Origin of the sequence: Kitasatospora sp. NBC_00039 (assembly GCF_045160625.1) — a bacterium.
Taxonomy (GTDB): Bacteria; Actinomycetota; Actinomycetes; order Streptomycetales; family Streptomycetaceae; genus Kitasatospora.
The window spans coordinates 6,176,679-6,190,072 of record NZ_CP108289.1; the positions used below are offsets into that span (position 1 = coordinate 6,176,679).

Consider the following 13,394-nt stretch of genomic DNA (forward strand, 5'->3'; position numbering starts at 1 on the left):
TGCGTCGTGACGCCGAGCCCGTCACCGACGTCGCCGAGCCCCTCGCCCACCTCGCTGTCCCCGACGTCACCCACTTCCAACTCGCCGTCCCCGACGTCTCCGACTCCCACCTCGCCCCCCACCTCGCCCGCGCCGACCTGGTCGAGCGCCGCGCCGACCAGCCCGACCGTGCACCCGACCAGCCACCACCCGACCAGCCACCACCCCACGAGCCACCACCCGACCAGCCACCACCCCACGAGCCACCACCCCACCGGCCATCGGCCGACCAACGGCACGTCGACCGGCGGCAGTGGTGAGCTGCCGTCGACCGGCGCGGGCAACGCCCCGGTCGTCCTCGGCCTGGCCGGGGTCGGGGTGCTGGGTCTCGGCGGCCTCGCCGTCCTGGCCGCCCGCCGGTGCGGACGCCACAGCTGACCGCTGCAGCTGCGCGTCGCGGCCGAACGCCGTCCGGCCGCCCGCTCACCCGAGCGGGCGGCCTGACGCGTCGTGGGGGCGCTCATTGCGCCGGGTAGTCCGCCAGCCCCGCCCCCAGCAGGTTGAAGGCCACCTCGACCGCCGCCTCCGCCCGGGCGCGGATGGTCCCGGTGGGCTCGCCGGCCACGATGCCGCGCCGGATCTCCGCCATCACCGCCCGGTGCGCCCCCGCGACGGCGCCGGCGAGTACCCGCGGCAGGGGGTCGTCCGGGTCGGCTCCCGACTCCGCGGCCAGTGCCGCCGCGAGCGCCGCCTCGGCGCGTTCGCCCAGCTCCAGCAGTCGGGCCCGCAGGGCCGGGCTCTCCGCGACCACCCGCCAGAACACCACCGCCTCGGCGCTCAGCCCGTACGTCGGCTCGCCCGCCGCCAGCCCGGCCAGCAGCTCGGCCCGGACGGCGTCGACGGCGGACGTGCCCGCCGGTCGCTCCCGCACCACCGTGGCCAGGCGGGCGACCACCTCCTCCTGCCGGTCGAAGAAGAGGTCCTCCTTGGTCGGGAAGTAGTTGAAGACCGTGTTGGCCGAGACCCCGGCCGCCCGGGCCACCTCGACCACGGTGACCTGCTCGAACCCGCGCTCGGCGAACAGGCCCATCGCCGTATCGGCCAGCAGGGTCCGGGTCTGCTGCTTCTTGAGTTCGCGAAGTCCCATGTCAGAAATCATAGTGTCACGCTAAATTTGCAGTGACACCAAAAATATCGGCTACGGTGGCGGCATGACCTTCACCTTCGGCATCTACCCCGGCGGTCTGCTCGGTGACGACACCGGCGTGATCGAACCCGTCCGCCCCGACGACCCGGCCCTGATCGCCGCCGCTCTGCGGGAGCTCCAGGGCGCGGCGCCCGCGTTCCTGGTGCGCGCCTACCGCCACCACCCCGAGGGGGTGCCCACCCCGGCCGAACCGGAGCGCTATGCGGTCGAGGGCCGCCGGCTCGACCTCGTCCTCCAGTTCCGCGAGCCGAGCGGGAGTCTGGACGGCTGGCTGGACTTCGTCCGGCGGACCGTCCGGGCCGAGGGGCACCGGATCGCCCTCCTGCAGATCTGCGAGGAGCCCAACGTCGACCTGCCCGCGCTCGACGGCAGCACCCCCAATATCCGCCAGGCGCTGGTGCAGGGCGTGATCGCGGCCAAGGAGGAGGCGCTGGCCTGCGGTCACGACCTCGCCGTCGGCTTCAACGCGGCGCTGAACTTCGACCCGGCGGACACCTTCTGGCCGGAGCTCGGCGCCCTCGCCGACGAGCGTTTCCACCGCGCGCTCGACTACGTCGGCCTGGACTTCTTCCCCGACGTCTTCCGGCCCGTCCCGCCGGAGCGGCTGGCGGAGGTGGTCGCCGCGGTGCTCGCCGGCTTCCGGCGGGACTCCCTCGCCAAGGCCGGCATCGGCCCGTCGGTGCCGGTCCGGATCTGCGAGCACGGCTGGCCCACCGGTCCGGACCGGAGCGAGCGGCGGCAGGCCGAGGTGGTGGAGGAGGTGGTCCGGACGGTCGCCGGTCTCGCCGCCGAACTCACCATCGAGAGCTATGCGTTCTTCAGTCTGAGGGACGCGGACAGCGCGGGTTCCGGGGCCTTCGACCGTTTCGGTCTGCTGCGGGACGACTACACCCGCAAGCCGGCCTTCGACGTCTACCGCCGGCTGGTCGAGGAGCTGACCTCGCCGTGACGGCAACGCGGGACGGCCCTCCGCCCGTGGTGGGGGAAGGGCCGTCCCGCGTCACGACTCAGTGTTCGTCGGCTCGGCGCTCGTTGAATCGGCGCTCGCTGAATCAGTGCTCGTCGAATCGGTGCTTGTCGGCTCAGCGCTCGTCGAAGAAGCGTTCCACCGTGCCGCGCCGGGCCGCGACGGCGGCCACGGGCTCGCCGACCACCCGTCCCGCCAGCTCGACGGCCAGCTCGCCGACGTCCTGGCGGAGGGTGACGGCCGCGAGTGCCTGGTCGACGGCGATCTGCGCGTCCGCCTCGGCGACCAGCCGGTCGCGCTCCCGGATGCCCTCCTCGCGGGCCGCCGCGATGATCGCCGCACCCTGCTCGGCCGCCTCCTGCCGGATCAGCGCCGCCTCGTGCCGCGCGTCCGCCAGCTCCTGCCGGTAGGCCGCGTACGTCCGCTCCGCCTCGTCGTGGATCTCCTCCGCGCGCTGCTGTCGGCCTTCGGTCGCATCCCGCCGTTCGGCCTGCACGCGCTCGATCCTCGGCAGCACCTTGCGGCCCAGCAGCCAGACCATCAGGAAGAAGCAGGCCAGGGCGACGAGGACCTCGGCGGGTTCGGGCTTCAGCGGGCCGATTTCCATGTCGATACACCCATCCGACGGTATGACGAACACTCAAATGTCTACCTGCCCCGTTGCTTTGGCGGCAAGCCGCCGTCGCGGGCGGGGTGTGGAGGTGTGGGTGTGGGTGGATCGCCGGCCCGGGAGCGCCTGGCCCGCGATCACTGACCCCGGCCCACCGGATCGACTCACCTGCTCGACCTCGCCGGCCCATGACCTACTCGACGGTCGGGCCGGCCGTCCGGTCGCCGTCGACGGTGAGCTCGGCGCCGGTGACAGGGGAGGAGTCGTCGGGGGTCAGGTCACCTCGCCGCGCCGGGAGAAGCGTTCCTCCCGCCACTCGCCGCTCTCCAGCACCTCGGCCAGCTGCTGTGCCGCATCCCAGACGTCCGTGTACGACAGGTAGAGCGGGGTGAAGCCGAACCGCATGAGGTCCGGGGCGCGGAAGTCCCCGATGACCCCGCGCGCGATCAGGGCCTGCACCACCGGGTAGCCGTCGGCGTGCCGCAGTGCGACCTGGCTGCCGCGCCGGGCGTGCTCGCGCGGGGTGGCCACCTCGACCCCGTCCAGGCCCTCCGTCAGGTTGATGAACAGATCGGTCAGCGCCAGGCTCTTCGCCCGCACCGCGGCCAGGTCGGCCCGCTCCCAGACGTCCAGCGAGGACTCCAGCGCGGCCTGGCCGAGCAGTGAGGGCGAGCTGGTCAGGAAGCGGCCGATGCCCGCCTTCGGGTCGTACCCGGGCTCGAAGGCGAACGGGCGGGCGTGCCCGAACCAGCCGCTCAGCGGCTGCTCCGGCCCGGCCGCGAGGTGGCGCTCGGCCACATACAGGAAGGCCGGCGAACCGGGGCCGCCGTTCAGGTACTTGTAGGTGCAGCCGACCGCGAAGTCGGCACCGCTCGCGCCGAGCCCGACCGGCAGCGCACCCACCGAGTGGCAGACGTCCCAGATCATCAGGGCGCCCGCGGCCTGCACCCGGGCGGTGATCCCGGGCATGTCCAGCAGCTCGCCGGTGCGGTAGTCCACGTGGGAGAGGACGACGACGGCGACGTCCCCGTCCAGGTGCCGGTCCAGCTCCTCCGGCGTGACCAGGACGCTGCGCGCGCCCTCGAACAGCCGGGTCACGCCCTCGGCGATGTAGAGGTCGGTCGGGAACGCCGCGCCGTCGCCGAGCACCGTGTGCCGGCCGGGGCGCAGCCGCAGTGCGGCCGTCAGCACCTTGAACAGGTTGACCGAGGTGGTGTCGCAGACCACCACCTCCGCCGGTCCGGCCCCGACCAGGGGGGCGATCCGGCGGCCCAGCCGGTAGGGCTGCTCGAACCAGCCGGCCTCGTTCCAGCTGCGGATCAGCTCCCGGCCCCACTCCTCCTCGACCACCTGCCGCACCCGCCCGGGGGTGCGGGCCGGCAGTGCACCGAGGGAGTTCCCGTCCAGGTAGATGACCCCCTCCGGCAGCGCGAACTCCTTGCGGAACGCCGCCAGCGGGTCGACGGCGTCCAGCGCCGCGCACTCCTCGCGCGTGATCATGCCCGGTCTCTCGCCCACTCTGTCGTCCATTCCTCTGGTCACATCTCGCCCGGTCGCGTCCGGCCCGTTCACAGCTCGTCCCGGACGGTCCACAGCTCGGGGAAGACGTCCTGCTCGGCGGCCTTGCGCAGCCAGGTCAGGCCGCTGGAGCCGCCCGAGCCCGGCTTGGCGCCCATCGCCCGCTTGACCGCCGCCAGGTGCCGCTGGCGCCAGCGGGTCACCCGCTCGGCGACGTCCAGCAGCGCCTCGGCGAGCGGCTGCAGTGCCGCGTACCCGGGGTCCGTGTAGACCTGCCGCCAGGCCGCCTCCACCGCCGGGTCGGCGCGGTGCCGCTGCTCGGAGGGCTCGTGCGGCACGGCCAGCCCGCGCCGGGCGAGCAGGGCCAGCGCGTCGTCGTACAGGCCGGGGGAGCGCAGTGCGGCGCTCAGCTCCGCGTGCGTCTCCGGCACCTCGTCGTACATCCGCAGCAGGGCGGCGTTCTTGTTGCCGAGCAGGAACTCCAGGTGCAGGAAGGCCGAGGACTGGAAGCCCGAGGCCTCGCCGAACACCGAACGGAACGCGTTGAACTCCTGCGGTGTCATGGTCGCCAGCAGGTCCCAGGACTCCGTCAGCACGTCCTGGACGTGGGTGCCGCGGCGCAGCGCGGCCAGCGCGGCCGGCAGGTCGTCCTCGCGGAGTGCCTGCTGGGCCAGCGTCCATTCGTGCCGCAGCAGGCCGAAAAGCAGCTCCATCACCTGGGTGGAGACGATGAACGACATCTCGGCCGGCACCTTGCTGCGCGGGTTCTGCAGACTGTGCAGCTCGGCCAGCCGCACGTACCGGGCGTACGGGGTGCCGTGACCCGGTTCGCCGCCCGGGCCGAACGACAGGTTCGGTTTCTCCACCGCGTCGTGCCCCATCCCGATCCCTCCTGATGACCCGCACAGTTGCGGGGCCCCATTGTGCGGCGGCCACCACCCGCTCTTGAATGGGCTCCGGGCACCCCAACGGCACTCGGACTTGTCGTTCGAGAGGTCTTTCCGCCGATCTGCTTTATGATCGCGAAACGGCTGGATCCGGCCACACAACGCCCGCCGACCACGACCTTCCTGGAGCCGCCATGGACGCCGTCGACCGCCGCCTGCTCGCCGAGCTCCAGGCCGACGCCCGGCTCTCGTACAACGAACTCTCCCGCCGGGTGAGTCTCTCCGCACCCGCCGTCGCCGAACGGGTGCGCCGGCTGGAGGCCGACGGGGTGATCAGCGGCTACCACGCCCATGTCGACCCCGCACGGGCCGGGCTGCCGATCACCGCGCTGGTCCAGCTGCAGTGCTACGGCCCCCGCTGCGTGCTGCGCGACCCCGAGGTGGCCCGCTGGCCGGAGGTGCTCCAGCTGCACCGGGTGACCGGTGGCGCCTGCTGCGTGCTGCTGGTCGCCGTGCCCGCGATGGCCGACTTCGAGGCGCTGATCGACCGCCTCGGCGCCTACGGGCAGCCGGCCAGCTCGATGATCCTCTCCAGCCCGGTGCCCTGGCGCCCGGTCGTCGCCCCCTGAGCGGGCGGGTCCCGCACGGCGGCCCGACGGAACGTCAGATCCGGCGGAGCGGTAGGTTCCTCGCCATGCCGAACGACGACCGTCACATCCTGCTGCTCTCCGGCAGCCTGCGCGCCGGCTCCACCAACGAGACGGTGCTGCGCACCGCCGCCGCGGTCGCGCACTCCACCGAGGGCGTCACCGCCACGTTCTACACCGGCCTGGCCGGACTGCCGCACTTCAACCCCGACGACGACACCGACCCGCTGCCCGCGCCGGTCACCGAACTGCGGGCCGCCATCGAGGCCGCCGACGCCCTGCTGATCTGCACCCCGGAGTACGCGGGCACGCTGCCCGGCTCGTTCAAGAACCTGCTCGACTGGACGGTCGGCGGCACCGAGATCTCGGACAAGCCGGCCGCCTGGATCACCGCCGCCGCCCCCGGCCGGGGCCAGGGCGCCGAGGCGACGCTGCGCACCGTGCTCGGCTACACCGGCGCCGCCGTGCTGGACGAGGCCTGCGCACGGATCCCGCTGGACCGCTCGGGCGTCGGCCCGGACGGGCTGGCCACGGACCCGCTGGTCCGCGACCGGATCGGCGAGGTGCTGGCCCGCCTGGCGGCCGGCTGACCCCGGCCCTCGGCCGAGGGGCCCCGGACCCTGCCGGCCGGGCTCAGTGCCCGTCCGGCAGGTGCATGCCCAGCCCCGCCAGGCCGTTCAGGAACAGTTCCACGCCGACCGCCGCCAGCAGCAGGCCGAGCAGCCGGGAGAGCACCTCCAGCGAGGTCCGGTGGGTGCGTTGCATCAGCGGGGCGAGGGCCGCCACACAGAGGTAGTTGATCACCACGACGGCGATGTACGCCCCGGCGACGGTCGTGCGCCACCCCCAGTCGTCCTTGACGAGCGAGCCGACCAGTACCGCGGTGACGGCCAGCGGGCTGGCGATGTACGGCAGCAGCAGCTCGCGGATGCCGTCCACCATCGGATTGGCCAGGTGTTCGTCCTCGTCTGAGCCGGCGCCGAGGTGGATGCCGAGGACCAGGGCGACGGCGTAGATGAAGAAGATCGCGCCGCCCGCCAGTTGCAGCGACTGGTCGCTGATGTGGAAGAGCGAGGTGACGGCGTCGGCGGTGTAGGCGAGCACCAGCCCGATGACGGCGGAGATCACCGTGGACCAGGCCGCCAGCCGCCGCAGCTCGCCTGTGGTGCGGCTGCCGGCCAGCCGGGCGAACGACAGCAGGACCTTCGGCGGGCCCACGACGGCGAAGAAGGCGATGAACGTGCTGCTCAGGTCGAAGACGAACATGGGCCAAGCATGGCCGGGATGATCATCGCAGTTCGACCGCCACGCCCTCCGCGCGCAGCGTGGCGAGGATCGCGTCGAAGTAGTCGAGCCGCCGCTCGCCGAGGAAGACCGTGCCGGTCAGGTGCCGGCGGGCGGTGCCGGCGTCCTGCCAGAGCAGGGTGAACGGGGGAGTGGGGCCGAATCCGCCGTGCAGGCAGTCGGCCAGCGCGTCGAGGTTGGAGCCGTAGTAGCCCCCGGGCCCGTTCAGGGCGGCGCCGAGGGCGGTGTAGAACGCGGCGCGGTCGGTGACCCCGCGGCCGTCCAGCACGTAGGTGGGCCGTTCCGGCCGGGTGACGGTCATCCGTCCTCCATTCCTGCTCGCCCCTGTTCGCCCGGGTATTCCCTCCCTCCTCGATATTCGCCCGGATGGCGGTCCCGGGTCGAACCGGCCCGCCCTTTCGGCTCCTATGGAAGCCGGATCACCCTCCGCTGGAACGAGGACTCGACATGTGTCTGAACCGTAAGGACCTGGGCCTGCTGGCCCTGCGCGGCGCCGTCGGCGGGGTGCTGATCGCGCACGGCACCCAGAAGCTGTTCGGCTGGTTCGGTGGCGGCGGCCTGGAGGGCACTGCCCAGGCGATGGAGCAGATGGGGTTCCACCCGGGGCGGCGGAGCGCCATGGCCGCGGGCCTCGGCGAGGCGGGCGGCGGTGCCATGCTGGTGGCCGGGCTGGCCACGCCGGCGGCCGGTGTGGTGGTGGCCGGCACCATGGCGGGGGCGGTCGCGGTGCATGCGCCGGCCGGCTTCTTCATGATGTCCGGCGGTTACGAGTACCCGGCGTTCCTGGGCGCGACCGGGCTGGCGCTGGGCCTGGCCGGCCCGGGGCGGTACTCGCTGGACCACCTGACCGGCCACGCCTTCGACCGCCCGTGGGTGGGCGTGCTCGCCTTCGCCGCCAGCGCGGCCTCCGCGTACGGCGTGGTGGCCCGCCGCCGGCACGCGGTGCGGCTGAGCGAGGAGCGGGCCGCCATGGAGGCGCAGGACCAGGAGGGCTCGGGCCTCTCCTGATCCCTGCCCGCTGGCGCGAGGCCTGACGGCCCGAACGCCGCTCGCCGGAAACCGCCCCCGTCCGGCGGCGTCCGGTGCGCGGGAAGTCGGACCGGCCGACTTCCCGCGCACCGGTCCGGTCCGGGAACGCCGCTCCTCACCCGGACGAACCAGCTCTGCTGGCGGGTGGGGCCACCACCTCGGAGGGTGGTGCGGGAGGTGTGCCGGGCACCCCGGCGCCGGGCAGAATCGAGGACCCCCGATGGATCGCCAGCCGGACCGTCAGCCGGATCGCCGGCCGGACCGTCAGCCGCAGCACCGGCCGGATCGCCGGACGACGACCCCCCACCGGCCCACCGCCCTGGACCCGGACGCCCCCGTGGTCCGCCAGCCCCGTCGTGCGTTGGCCGGCGTGCTGGCGGCGGCCGTGCTCGGCGCGGCGGCCCTGGCCGGCTGCTCCTCGGGCAGCAAGGCGAGCAGCGTCGCCTCCTCGGCCGCCGGCGCGGTGGAGTCCGGCATCTCGGCCGCTGCCTCCGCTGCCGCCTCCGCCGCCGCCTCGGCGGTGGCCTCGGCTGCGGGCGGGCTCTCCTCGGCGGCCGCGTCGGCGGCCTCCTCGGCAGAGGCGGCGGCCTCGTCGGCGATCGCGGGAGTCAAGGGCGGGCTGGACGCCAAGGGTGATGTCACCACGGGCGAGGTGAAGATCGACTCGGACGGCAAGGCCGAGGTGCCGCTCACCGTCACCAACCACGGGCAGCAGTCCGACCGGTACGTGATCCAGGTCAACTTCACCGACGGCTCCGGCAACGTGCTGGACGCGACGGTGGTGACCGTCGAGGACGTCGCGGCCGGGCAGAGTGCCCAGGCCACCGCGAAGAGCAACCGGGATCTCAGTGGCACGGTCAAGGCGGAGGTGGCCAACGCCATCCGCTACTGACGTCCGTCGCCGATCTGCGAAGCCCGTACGGAGCCGCAGGTCGGCGGGGGTCGGGCGGGAGCGGGTGAACCTTAAGGGCGGCTCAAGGCCCGACATCACCCCTTGACGGGGGAGTTGGTCTAGTCCATTTTGATCCCAGGTGCAGGGAGCCCCTGAACCGGCGTCAGCGGTCGAGGCCGCGGGCGCCGGTTCGGCATATCCCGGTGTCCGTCAGGCATGTTCCCGCTCGATTCCCTTCCTCGGTTCTGTCATGCCCTGGTCGTGCGGCCCCACCCCGTACGGACCCGCCGGGGCGGCGGAATCCCCCACAACCAGGAGTCACGCACCCATGCTCCGTTCACGTATCGAAAGGGCCGGGACCCCGGCCCGGGAGGGCGGCCGCCGCCGGCGCCCGAAGAGCCTGGCCGCCATCGCGGCCGGCACGACCGCCTCCCTGCTGCTCGGCGCGGGCCTCGCCCTCTCCGGCGGCGCCTCGGCCAACGCGGCCGTCACCAACTCCACCGGCGCGCCGGCCACCAGCGGTGGCATCAAGGTCGCCTACTTCGACCAGTGGTCGGTCTACGCGAACGCGTACTACCCGAAGACGATCCAGGACACCGGCGTGGCCGGGAAGCTGGACTACCTGATCTACTCGTTCGCCAACATCCACCCGAGCGACCTCGGCTGTTTCGAGGCCACCAAGGCCGCCAGCCAGGACGACAACAACCCGAACGCCGGTGACGGCGCGGGCGACGCGTTCGCCGACTACCAGAAGAGCTACGGCCCGGACGTGGCTGTCGACGGTGTCGGCGACGCCTGGGGCCAGCCGATCGCGGGCAACTTCAACCAGCTGAAGAAGCTGAAGGCGAAGAACCCCAACCTCAAGATCCTGATCTCGCTGGGCGGTTGGACCTACTCCAAGTACTTCTCGGCGGCGGCCGCCACGGACGCCTCGCGCAAGCACCTGGTCTCGTCCTGCATCGACATGTTCATCAAGGGCAACCTCCCGGCGGACGCCGGCTACGGCGGCCCGGGCTCGGCGGCCGGCATCTTCGACGGCATCGACATCGACTGGGAGTACCCGGGCGGCGGCGGCCACACCGGCAACATCTCCAGCCAGAACGACAAGCAGGACTTCACCCTGCTGCTGAAGGAGCTGCGCGAGCAGCTCGACGCCCAGGGCAAGGCCGACGGCAAGACCTACGCCACCGCGGCGGCGGTCGGCGCCGGCCAGGACAAGATCCGGAACGTGGAGACCGACAAGATCGGCCAGTACCTCACGTTCCTGGACATCATGACCTACGACATGCACGGTGCCTGGGACGCCAAGGGCCCGACCAACCACCAGGCCCCGCTCTACTCCGGCCCGGACGACCCGATGACCCCGGCCGCGCCGGGCCACGGCAAGTACTCGGTCGACGCCGCGATCAAGGCGTACACCGCCGGCGACACCGACTACGGCATCCCCGGCGGCTTCCCCGCCAAGAAGATCAACGTGGGGATCCCGTTCTACTACCGCGGCTGGACCGGCGTTCAGAACAACGGCAAGAACGGCCTCTTCCAGCCCGCGACCGGCCCGGCCGCCGGTGCGGCGATGTCCGGCAACGTGCCCGGCATCCAGATGTACAAGGAGCTCGCGGGCTTCGTCGACAACCCGGCCAAGACCTTCTGGGACGACACGGCGAAGACCACGTACTTCTACGACGGCACCACCTTCTGGACCGGTGAGGACACCCGCTCGATCCAGGCCAAGGTCGACTACGCCCACTGCAACGGTCTCGGCGGTTCCTTCGCCTTCTCGCTGTACGACCTGGGCACCAGGACCGCGCTGTTCGACAAGATGGTCGAGGCCACCAACGGCTCCGCCGCCGGCTGCCCGGCCGCGCCGACGCCCACTTCGACCGCGACCCCGACGGTGACCCCCACGCCGACCGCCACCGCGACGGCCACCGCGACGGCGACCGCCACCCCGACCACCCCGGCCGGCTGCTCCGGCGCCCCGGCCTGGGACCCGGCCGCGACCTACGCCACCCCGACCAAGGTCTCCTGGAAGGGCCACTACTACACCAGCAAGTGGTGGACCAAGGGCGAGGACCCCACCACCACCGGCCAGTGGGGCGTCTGGACCGACAACGGCCCCTGCTGAACCATTCGAACGCCCGAGCGCATGACGGCCTGACGGACCCGCGCACCACCACCCGCAGCACAGACGGTCCGGCCCGCCGGGGGAGCTCCCCCGGCGGGCCGGACCGTTCGCGGTCTCCCGGCGCTCAGGCCAGGTCGTCGGTGCGCCCGAGGGCGTCGGGCTGGGTCTCCTCGATCCGCCGCAGCATCCGGGCCAGCATGCCGGAGAGCACGGTGCGCTCCTCGCCGACGAGGTCCTGGAGCAGCACCTCCTCGAAGACGGCGGCCATCCGCATCGACTCCAGCCACTTGTCGCGGCCGTTCTCGGTCAGCTCGATGATCACCCGGACCCGGTTGGCCTCGTCGCGCTCCCGGGTGACGAGGTCCTCGGCGACCATCCGGTCGATCCGGTGGGTCATCGCGGCCGGGGTGAGCCCGAGCCGCTTGGCCAGCTCGCCCGGGCCCAGCTGGTAGGGGCTCCCTGCGACCACCAGGGCCTTGAGCACCTCCCACTCGGCGGAGGTGATTCCGAGCACAGTCAGCTGCCGGTCGTAGGCGACGCTCATCCGCCGGGCGACCCGGGAGAGGGTCTGCACGATGGTCTCCACCTGGGGGTCCACGTCGGGGAATTCCCGCTGGTAGACGGCCACCTGCTCGGCGATGCCCAGCTCTCGGGCGGTGGCCGGCGCGGGCTTCTCTGCAGTCATGCGGACCAGTGTCGCATGAGGGGTGCACCCCTTAAGCCTTTGACTCCTGACTCTTCCGGTGCTAAGACTTTATCTCGTCAGACTTTAGCTCTTAAATCTTCCGGACTTAAGAGTATCCAGCGAAACTCGGCTCGGTGAGCCGGGAGCGACCTCGAAGGGGTGTGCACGGTGACCGGCACGGTGAAGCAGCAGAGGCAGCAGCGTCATGGGGCGGGCGGCCCGCTGCGCCGCGTCCAGATCGGCAACGCGCTCAGTGCGTTCGGCAGCGGGTTCACGATGCCGTACATGTTCGTGTACGTGGACCAGGTGCGGGGGCTGGGCTCGCTGGCCGCCGGGATGGTGTTCACCGTCTTCGCGCTGGCCGCGCTCGCCGTCCTCCCGTTCACCGGCCGCGGCATCGACAAGTACGGCCCGCGCCCGGTGCTGCTGGCCGGCGCCGCGCTCGCCGCCACCGGCGCGTTCGCGTTCGGCCACGCCACCGGTACCCCGGCCCTGCTGGTCTCCTCGTTCCTGTTCGGTGCGGGAGTCACCACCTGCCAGCCGGCGCTCGCCACGATGATCGTCCGCTGCTCGACCGCCGCGACCCGCTCGCACGCCTTCGCGCTGCAGTTCACCCTGATCAACCTGGGGATGGGCATCGGCGCGCTGGTCGGCGGCCAGATCGTGGACGTCGCCGACCCGGCCAGCCTGACCCGGCTGTTCACCATCGAGGCGGCGACCTTCCTGGGCCTGGCCCTCGTCACCGGCTCCGCCCGCATCCCGCATGCGGCCCCCGTCCTCGTCCAGGACCAGCAGGGCGGCCCGCAGGGCCTGCGTGCACTGGTCGCCGACAAGGCGATGCTGCGGCTCTGCGTGCTCGCCGGGCTGATCTTCTTCACCTGCTACGGCCAGTTCGAGTCCGGCGTCGCGGCCTTCGCCACCGACACCGTCGGTACCGCGCCCTCCACCCTGGGCATCGCCATCGGCGCCAACGCGTTGACCATCGTGGTGCTGCAGATGTTCATGGTGCGGATCACCGCCCGCCGCCGGCGCACCACCGCGATGGCCGCGGCCGGCGTGGTCTGGCTGGGCGCCTGGGCGATGGCCCTGGTCGCCGGCCTGATCCGGACCGAGACCATGGCCGCCACGGTCGCGATCGTCTCGATCTACGCCCTCTTCGGGGTCGGTGAGTCGCTGCTCGCCCCCACCATGGGCCCGATCGTCGCCGATCTCGCCCCGGCCCGGCTGCTCGGCACCTACAACTCCGGGTACGCCCTGGTGAAGCAGGTCGCGATCGCGGTCGGCCCGGCCGTGGGCGTGCTGCTGGTCGGCTCCGGCACCTGGCCGTTCTACCTCGCGGCGATGGCCGGCTCGACCCTGCTGATCGTCGCCCTGGCACTGAAGCTGCGGCCGTACCTCACCGCCGCCCAGGACAACGCGGCCCCGGTCGTGGTCCGCACCGCCCTGCCCGTCCGGGAGCTGCAGACCGCGGCGTGACCCGCCCTGAGCAGCGTCGCGACTGCGCCGTCCGGGTCACCTGGACGGCGCCCGTCGTGCTTGGATT

General features: G+C 72.5%; 15 protein-coding genes. 8 read left to right on the forward strand and 7 right to left on the reverse strand.

Annotated elements, in window-relative coordinates; all coding sequences use genetic code 11:
* Positions 1-168 precede the first annotated feature (168 nt).
* Positions 169-417, forward strand: coding sequence for an LPXTG cell wall anchor domain-containing protein (locus OG286_RS27465; RefSeq protein WP_396319565.1), 249 nt, complete (start codon positions 169-171; stop codon positions 415-417).
* 82 nt (positions 418-499) lie between these two features.
* Here the strand turns inward: OG286_RS27465 and OG286_RS27470 are convergent, their stop codons facing one another.
* Complete coding sequence (locus OG286_RS27470; RefSeq protein ID WP_405365836.1) at positions 500-1,126, reverse strand: TetR/AcrR family transcriptional regulator; 627 nt, start codon at positions 1,124-1,126, stop codon at positions 500-502.
* Between the two features lie 64 nt (positions 1,127-1,190).
* Between OG286_RS27470 and OG286_RS27475 the strand changes: the two genes are divergently transcribed.
* Positions 1,191-2,135 carry a hypothetical protein gene (locus OG286_RS27475; RefSeq protein WP_396319563.1) on the forward strand — a complete coding sequence of 315 codons (945 nt, stop codon included), beginning with the start codon at positions 1,191-1,193 and terminating at the stop codon, positions 2,133-2,135.
* A 133-nt stretch (positions 2,136-2,268) separates the two neighbouring features.
* Here OG286_RS27475 and OG286_RS27480 read toward each other — a convergent pair whose 3' ends face one another.
* The 3 genes from OG286_RS27480 to OG286_RS27490 form a co-directional block, all read right to left on the reverse strand.
* The gene (locus tag OG286_RS27480) at positions 2,269-2,760 is read right to left on the reverse strand and encodes a hypothetical protein (protein WP_396319562.1); all 492 of its coding nucleotides are present in this window, start codon (positions 2,758-2,760) and stop codon (positions 2,269-2,271) included.
* 276 nt (positions 2,761-3,036) lie between these two features.
* Positions 3,037-4,263: a kynureninase gene (kynU, locus tag OG286_RS27485; RefSeq protein ID WP_396319661.1), complete on the reverse strand. Its 1,227-nt coding sequence runs from the start codon at positions 4,261-4,263 to the stop codon at positions 3,037-3,039.
* A 68-nt stretch (positions 4,264-4,331) separates the two neighbouring features.
* A complete protein-coding gene (locus OG286_RS27490) occupies positions 4,332-5,162 on the reverse strand; it encodes a tryptophan 2,3-dioxygenase (protein ID WP_396319561.1) in 831 nt (276 codons plus the stop codon).
* 200 nt (positions 5,163-5,362) lie between these two features.
* Between OG286_RS27490 and OG286_RS27495 the strand changes: the two genes are divergently transcribed.
* Positions 5,363-5,797 (forward strand): Lrp/AsnC family transcriptional regulator, encoded by a 435-nt coding sequence (locus tag OG286_RS27495; protein WP_396319560.1) that lies wholly within the window; start codon positions 5,363-5,365, stop codon positions 5,795-5,797.
* 65 nt (positions 5,798-5,862) lie between these two features.
* Positions 5,863-6,405: an NADPH-dependent FMN reductase gene (locus tag OG286_RS27500; RefSeq protein ID WP_396319559.1), complete on the forward strand. Its 543-nt coding sequence runs from the start codon at positions 5,863-5,865 to the stop codon at positions 6,403-6,405.
* Positions 6,406-6,448: 43 nt separating this feature from the next.
* On the opposite strand, the gene OG286_RS27505 is transcribed toward OG286_RS27500, so the two are convergent.
* Complete coding sequence (locus tag OG286_RS27505; RefSeq protein WP_396319558.1) at positions 6,449-7,081, reverse strand: MarC family protein; 633 nt, start codon at positions 7,079-7,081, stop codon at positions 6,449-6,451.
* A 22-nt stretch (positions 7,082-7,103) separates the two neighbouring features.
* On the reverse strand, positions 7,104-7,421 hold the full coding sequence (locus tag OG286_RS27510) for a barstar family protein (RefSeq protein WP_396319557.1): 318 nt from the start codon (positions 7,419-7,421) through the stop codon (positions 7,104-7,106).
* A gap of 146 nt (positions 7,422-7,567) precedes the next feature.
* Here OG286_RS27510 and OG286_RS27515 point away from each other — a divergent pair, with 146 nt between their 5' ends.
* The 3 genes from OG286_RS27515 (at position 7,568) to OG286_RS27525 (ending at position 11,166) form a co-directional block, all read left to right on the forward strand.
* On the forward strand, positions 7,568-8,128 hold the full coding sequence (locus tag OG286_RS27515; RefSeq protein ID WP_396319556.1) for a DoxX family protein: 561 nt from the start codon (positions 7,568-7,570) through the stop codon (positions 8,126-8,128).
* A gap of 241 nt (positions 8,129-8,369) precedes the next feature.
* The gene (locus OG286_RS27520) at positions 8,370-9,041 is read left to right on the forward strand and encodes an FxLYD domain-containing protein (protein ID WP_396319555.1); all 672 of its coding nucleotides are present in this window, start codon (positions 8,370-8,372) and stop codon (positions 9,039-9,041) included.
* 328 nt (positions 9,042-9,369) lie between these two features.
* Positions 9,370-11,166, forward strand: coding sequence for a glycosyl hydrolase family 18 protein (locus OG286_RS27525; RefSeq protein WP_405365837.1), 1,797 nt, complete (start codon positions 9,370-9,372; stop codon positions 11,164-11,166).
* 124 nt (positions 11,167-11,290) lie between these two features.
* Here the strand turns inward: OG286_RS27525 and OG286_RS27530 are convergent, their stop codons facing one another.
* The gene (locus tag OG286_RS27530; protein WP_396319553.1) at positions 11,291-11,851 is read right to left on the reverse strand and encodes a MarR family winged helix-turn-helix transcriptional regulator; all 561 of its coding nucleotides are present in this window, start codon (positions 11,849-11,851) and stop codon (positions 11,291-11,293) included.
* 168 nt (positions 11,852-12,019) lie between these two features.
* On the opposite strand from OG286_RS27530, the gene OG286_RS27535 reads away from it, so the two are divergent.
* Positions 12,020-13,327: an MFS transporter gene (locus tag OG286_RS27535; protein WP_405365838.1), complete on the forward strand. Its 1,308-nt coding sequence runs from the start codon at positions 12,020-12,022 to the stop codon at positions 13,325-13,327.
* Positions 13,328-13,394: the final 67 nt, after the last annotated feature.

Bases quoted from the DNA above. Each gene is read 5' to 3' on its own strand.
- OG286_RS27470 (WP_405365836.1), bottom strand. From the start codon at position 1,126: ATGGGACTTCGCGAACTCAAGAAGCAGCAGACCCGGACCCTGCTGGCC.
- OG286_RS27475 (WP_396319563.1), top strand. From the start codon at position 1,191: ATGACCTTCACCTTCGGCATCTACCCCGGCGGTCTGCTCGGTGACGAC.
- OG286_RS27480 (WP_396319562.1), bottom strand. From the start codon at position 2,760: ATGGAAATCGGCCCGCTGAAGCCCGAACCCGCCGAGGTCCTCGTCGCC.
- kynU (WP_396319661.1), bottom strand. From the start codon at position 4,263: ATGATCACGCGCGAGGAGTGCGCGGCGCTGGACGCCGTCGACCCGCTG.
- OG286_RS27490 (WP_396319561.1), bottom strand. From the start codon at position 5,162: ATGGGGCACGACGCGGTGGAGAAACCGAACCTGTCGTTCGGCCCGGGC.
- OG286_RS27495 (WP_396319560.1), top strand. From the start codon at position 5,363: ATGGACGCCGTCGACCGCCGCCTGCTCGCCGAGCTCCAGGCCGACGCC.
- OG286_RS27500 (WP_396319559.1), top strand. From the start codon at position 5,863: ATGCCGAACGACGACCGTCACATCCTGCTGCTCTCCGGCAGCCTGCGC.
- OG286_RS27505 (WP_396319558.1), bottom strand. From the start codon at position 7,081: ATGTTCGTCTTCGACCTGAGCAGCACGTTCATCGCCTTCTTCGCCGTC.
- OG286_RS27510 (WP_396319557.1), bottom strand. From the start codon at position 7,421: ATGACCGTCACCCGGCCGGAACGGCCCACCTACGTGCTGGACGGCCGC.
- OG286_RS27515 (WP_396319556.1), top strand. From the start codon at position 7,568: ATGTGTCTGAACCGTAAGGACCTGGGCCTGCTGGCCCTGCGCGGCGCC.
- OG286_RS27520 (WP_396319555.1), top strand. From the start codon at position 8,370: ATGGATCGCCAGCCGGACCGTCAGCCGGATCGCCGGCCGGACCGTCAG.
- OG286_RS27525 (WP_405365837.1), top strand. From the start codon at position 9,370: ATGCTCCGTTCACGTATCGAAAGGGCCGGGACCCCGGCCCGGGAGGGC.
- OG286_RS27530 (WP_396319553.1), bottom strand. From the start codon at position 11,851: ATGACTGCAGAGAAGCCCGCGCCGGCCACCGCCCGAGAGCTGGGCATC.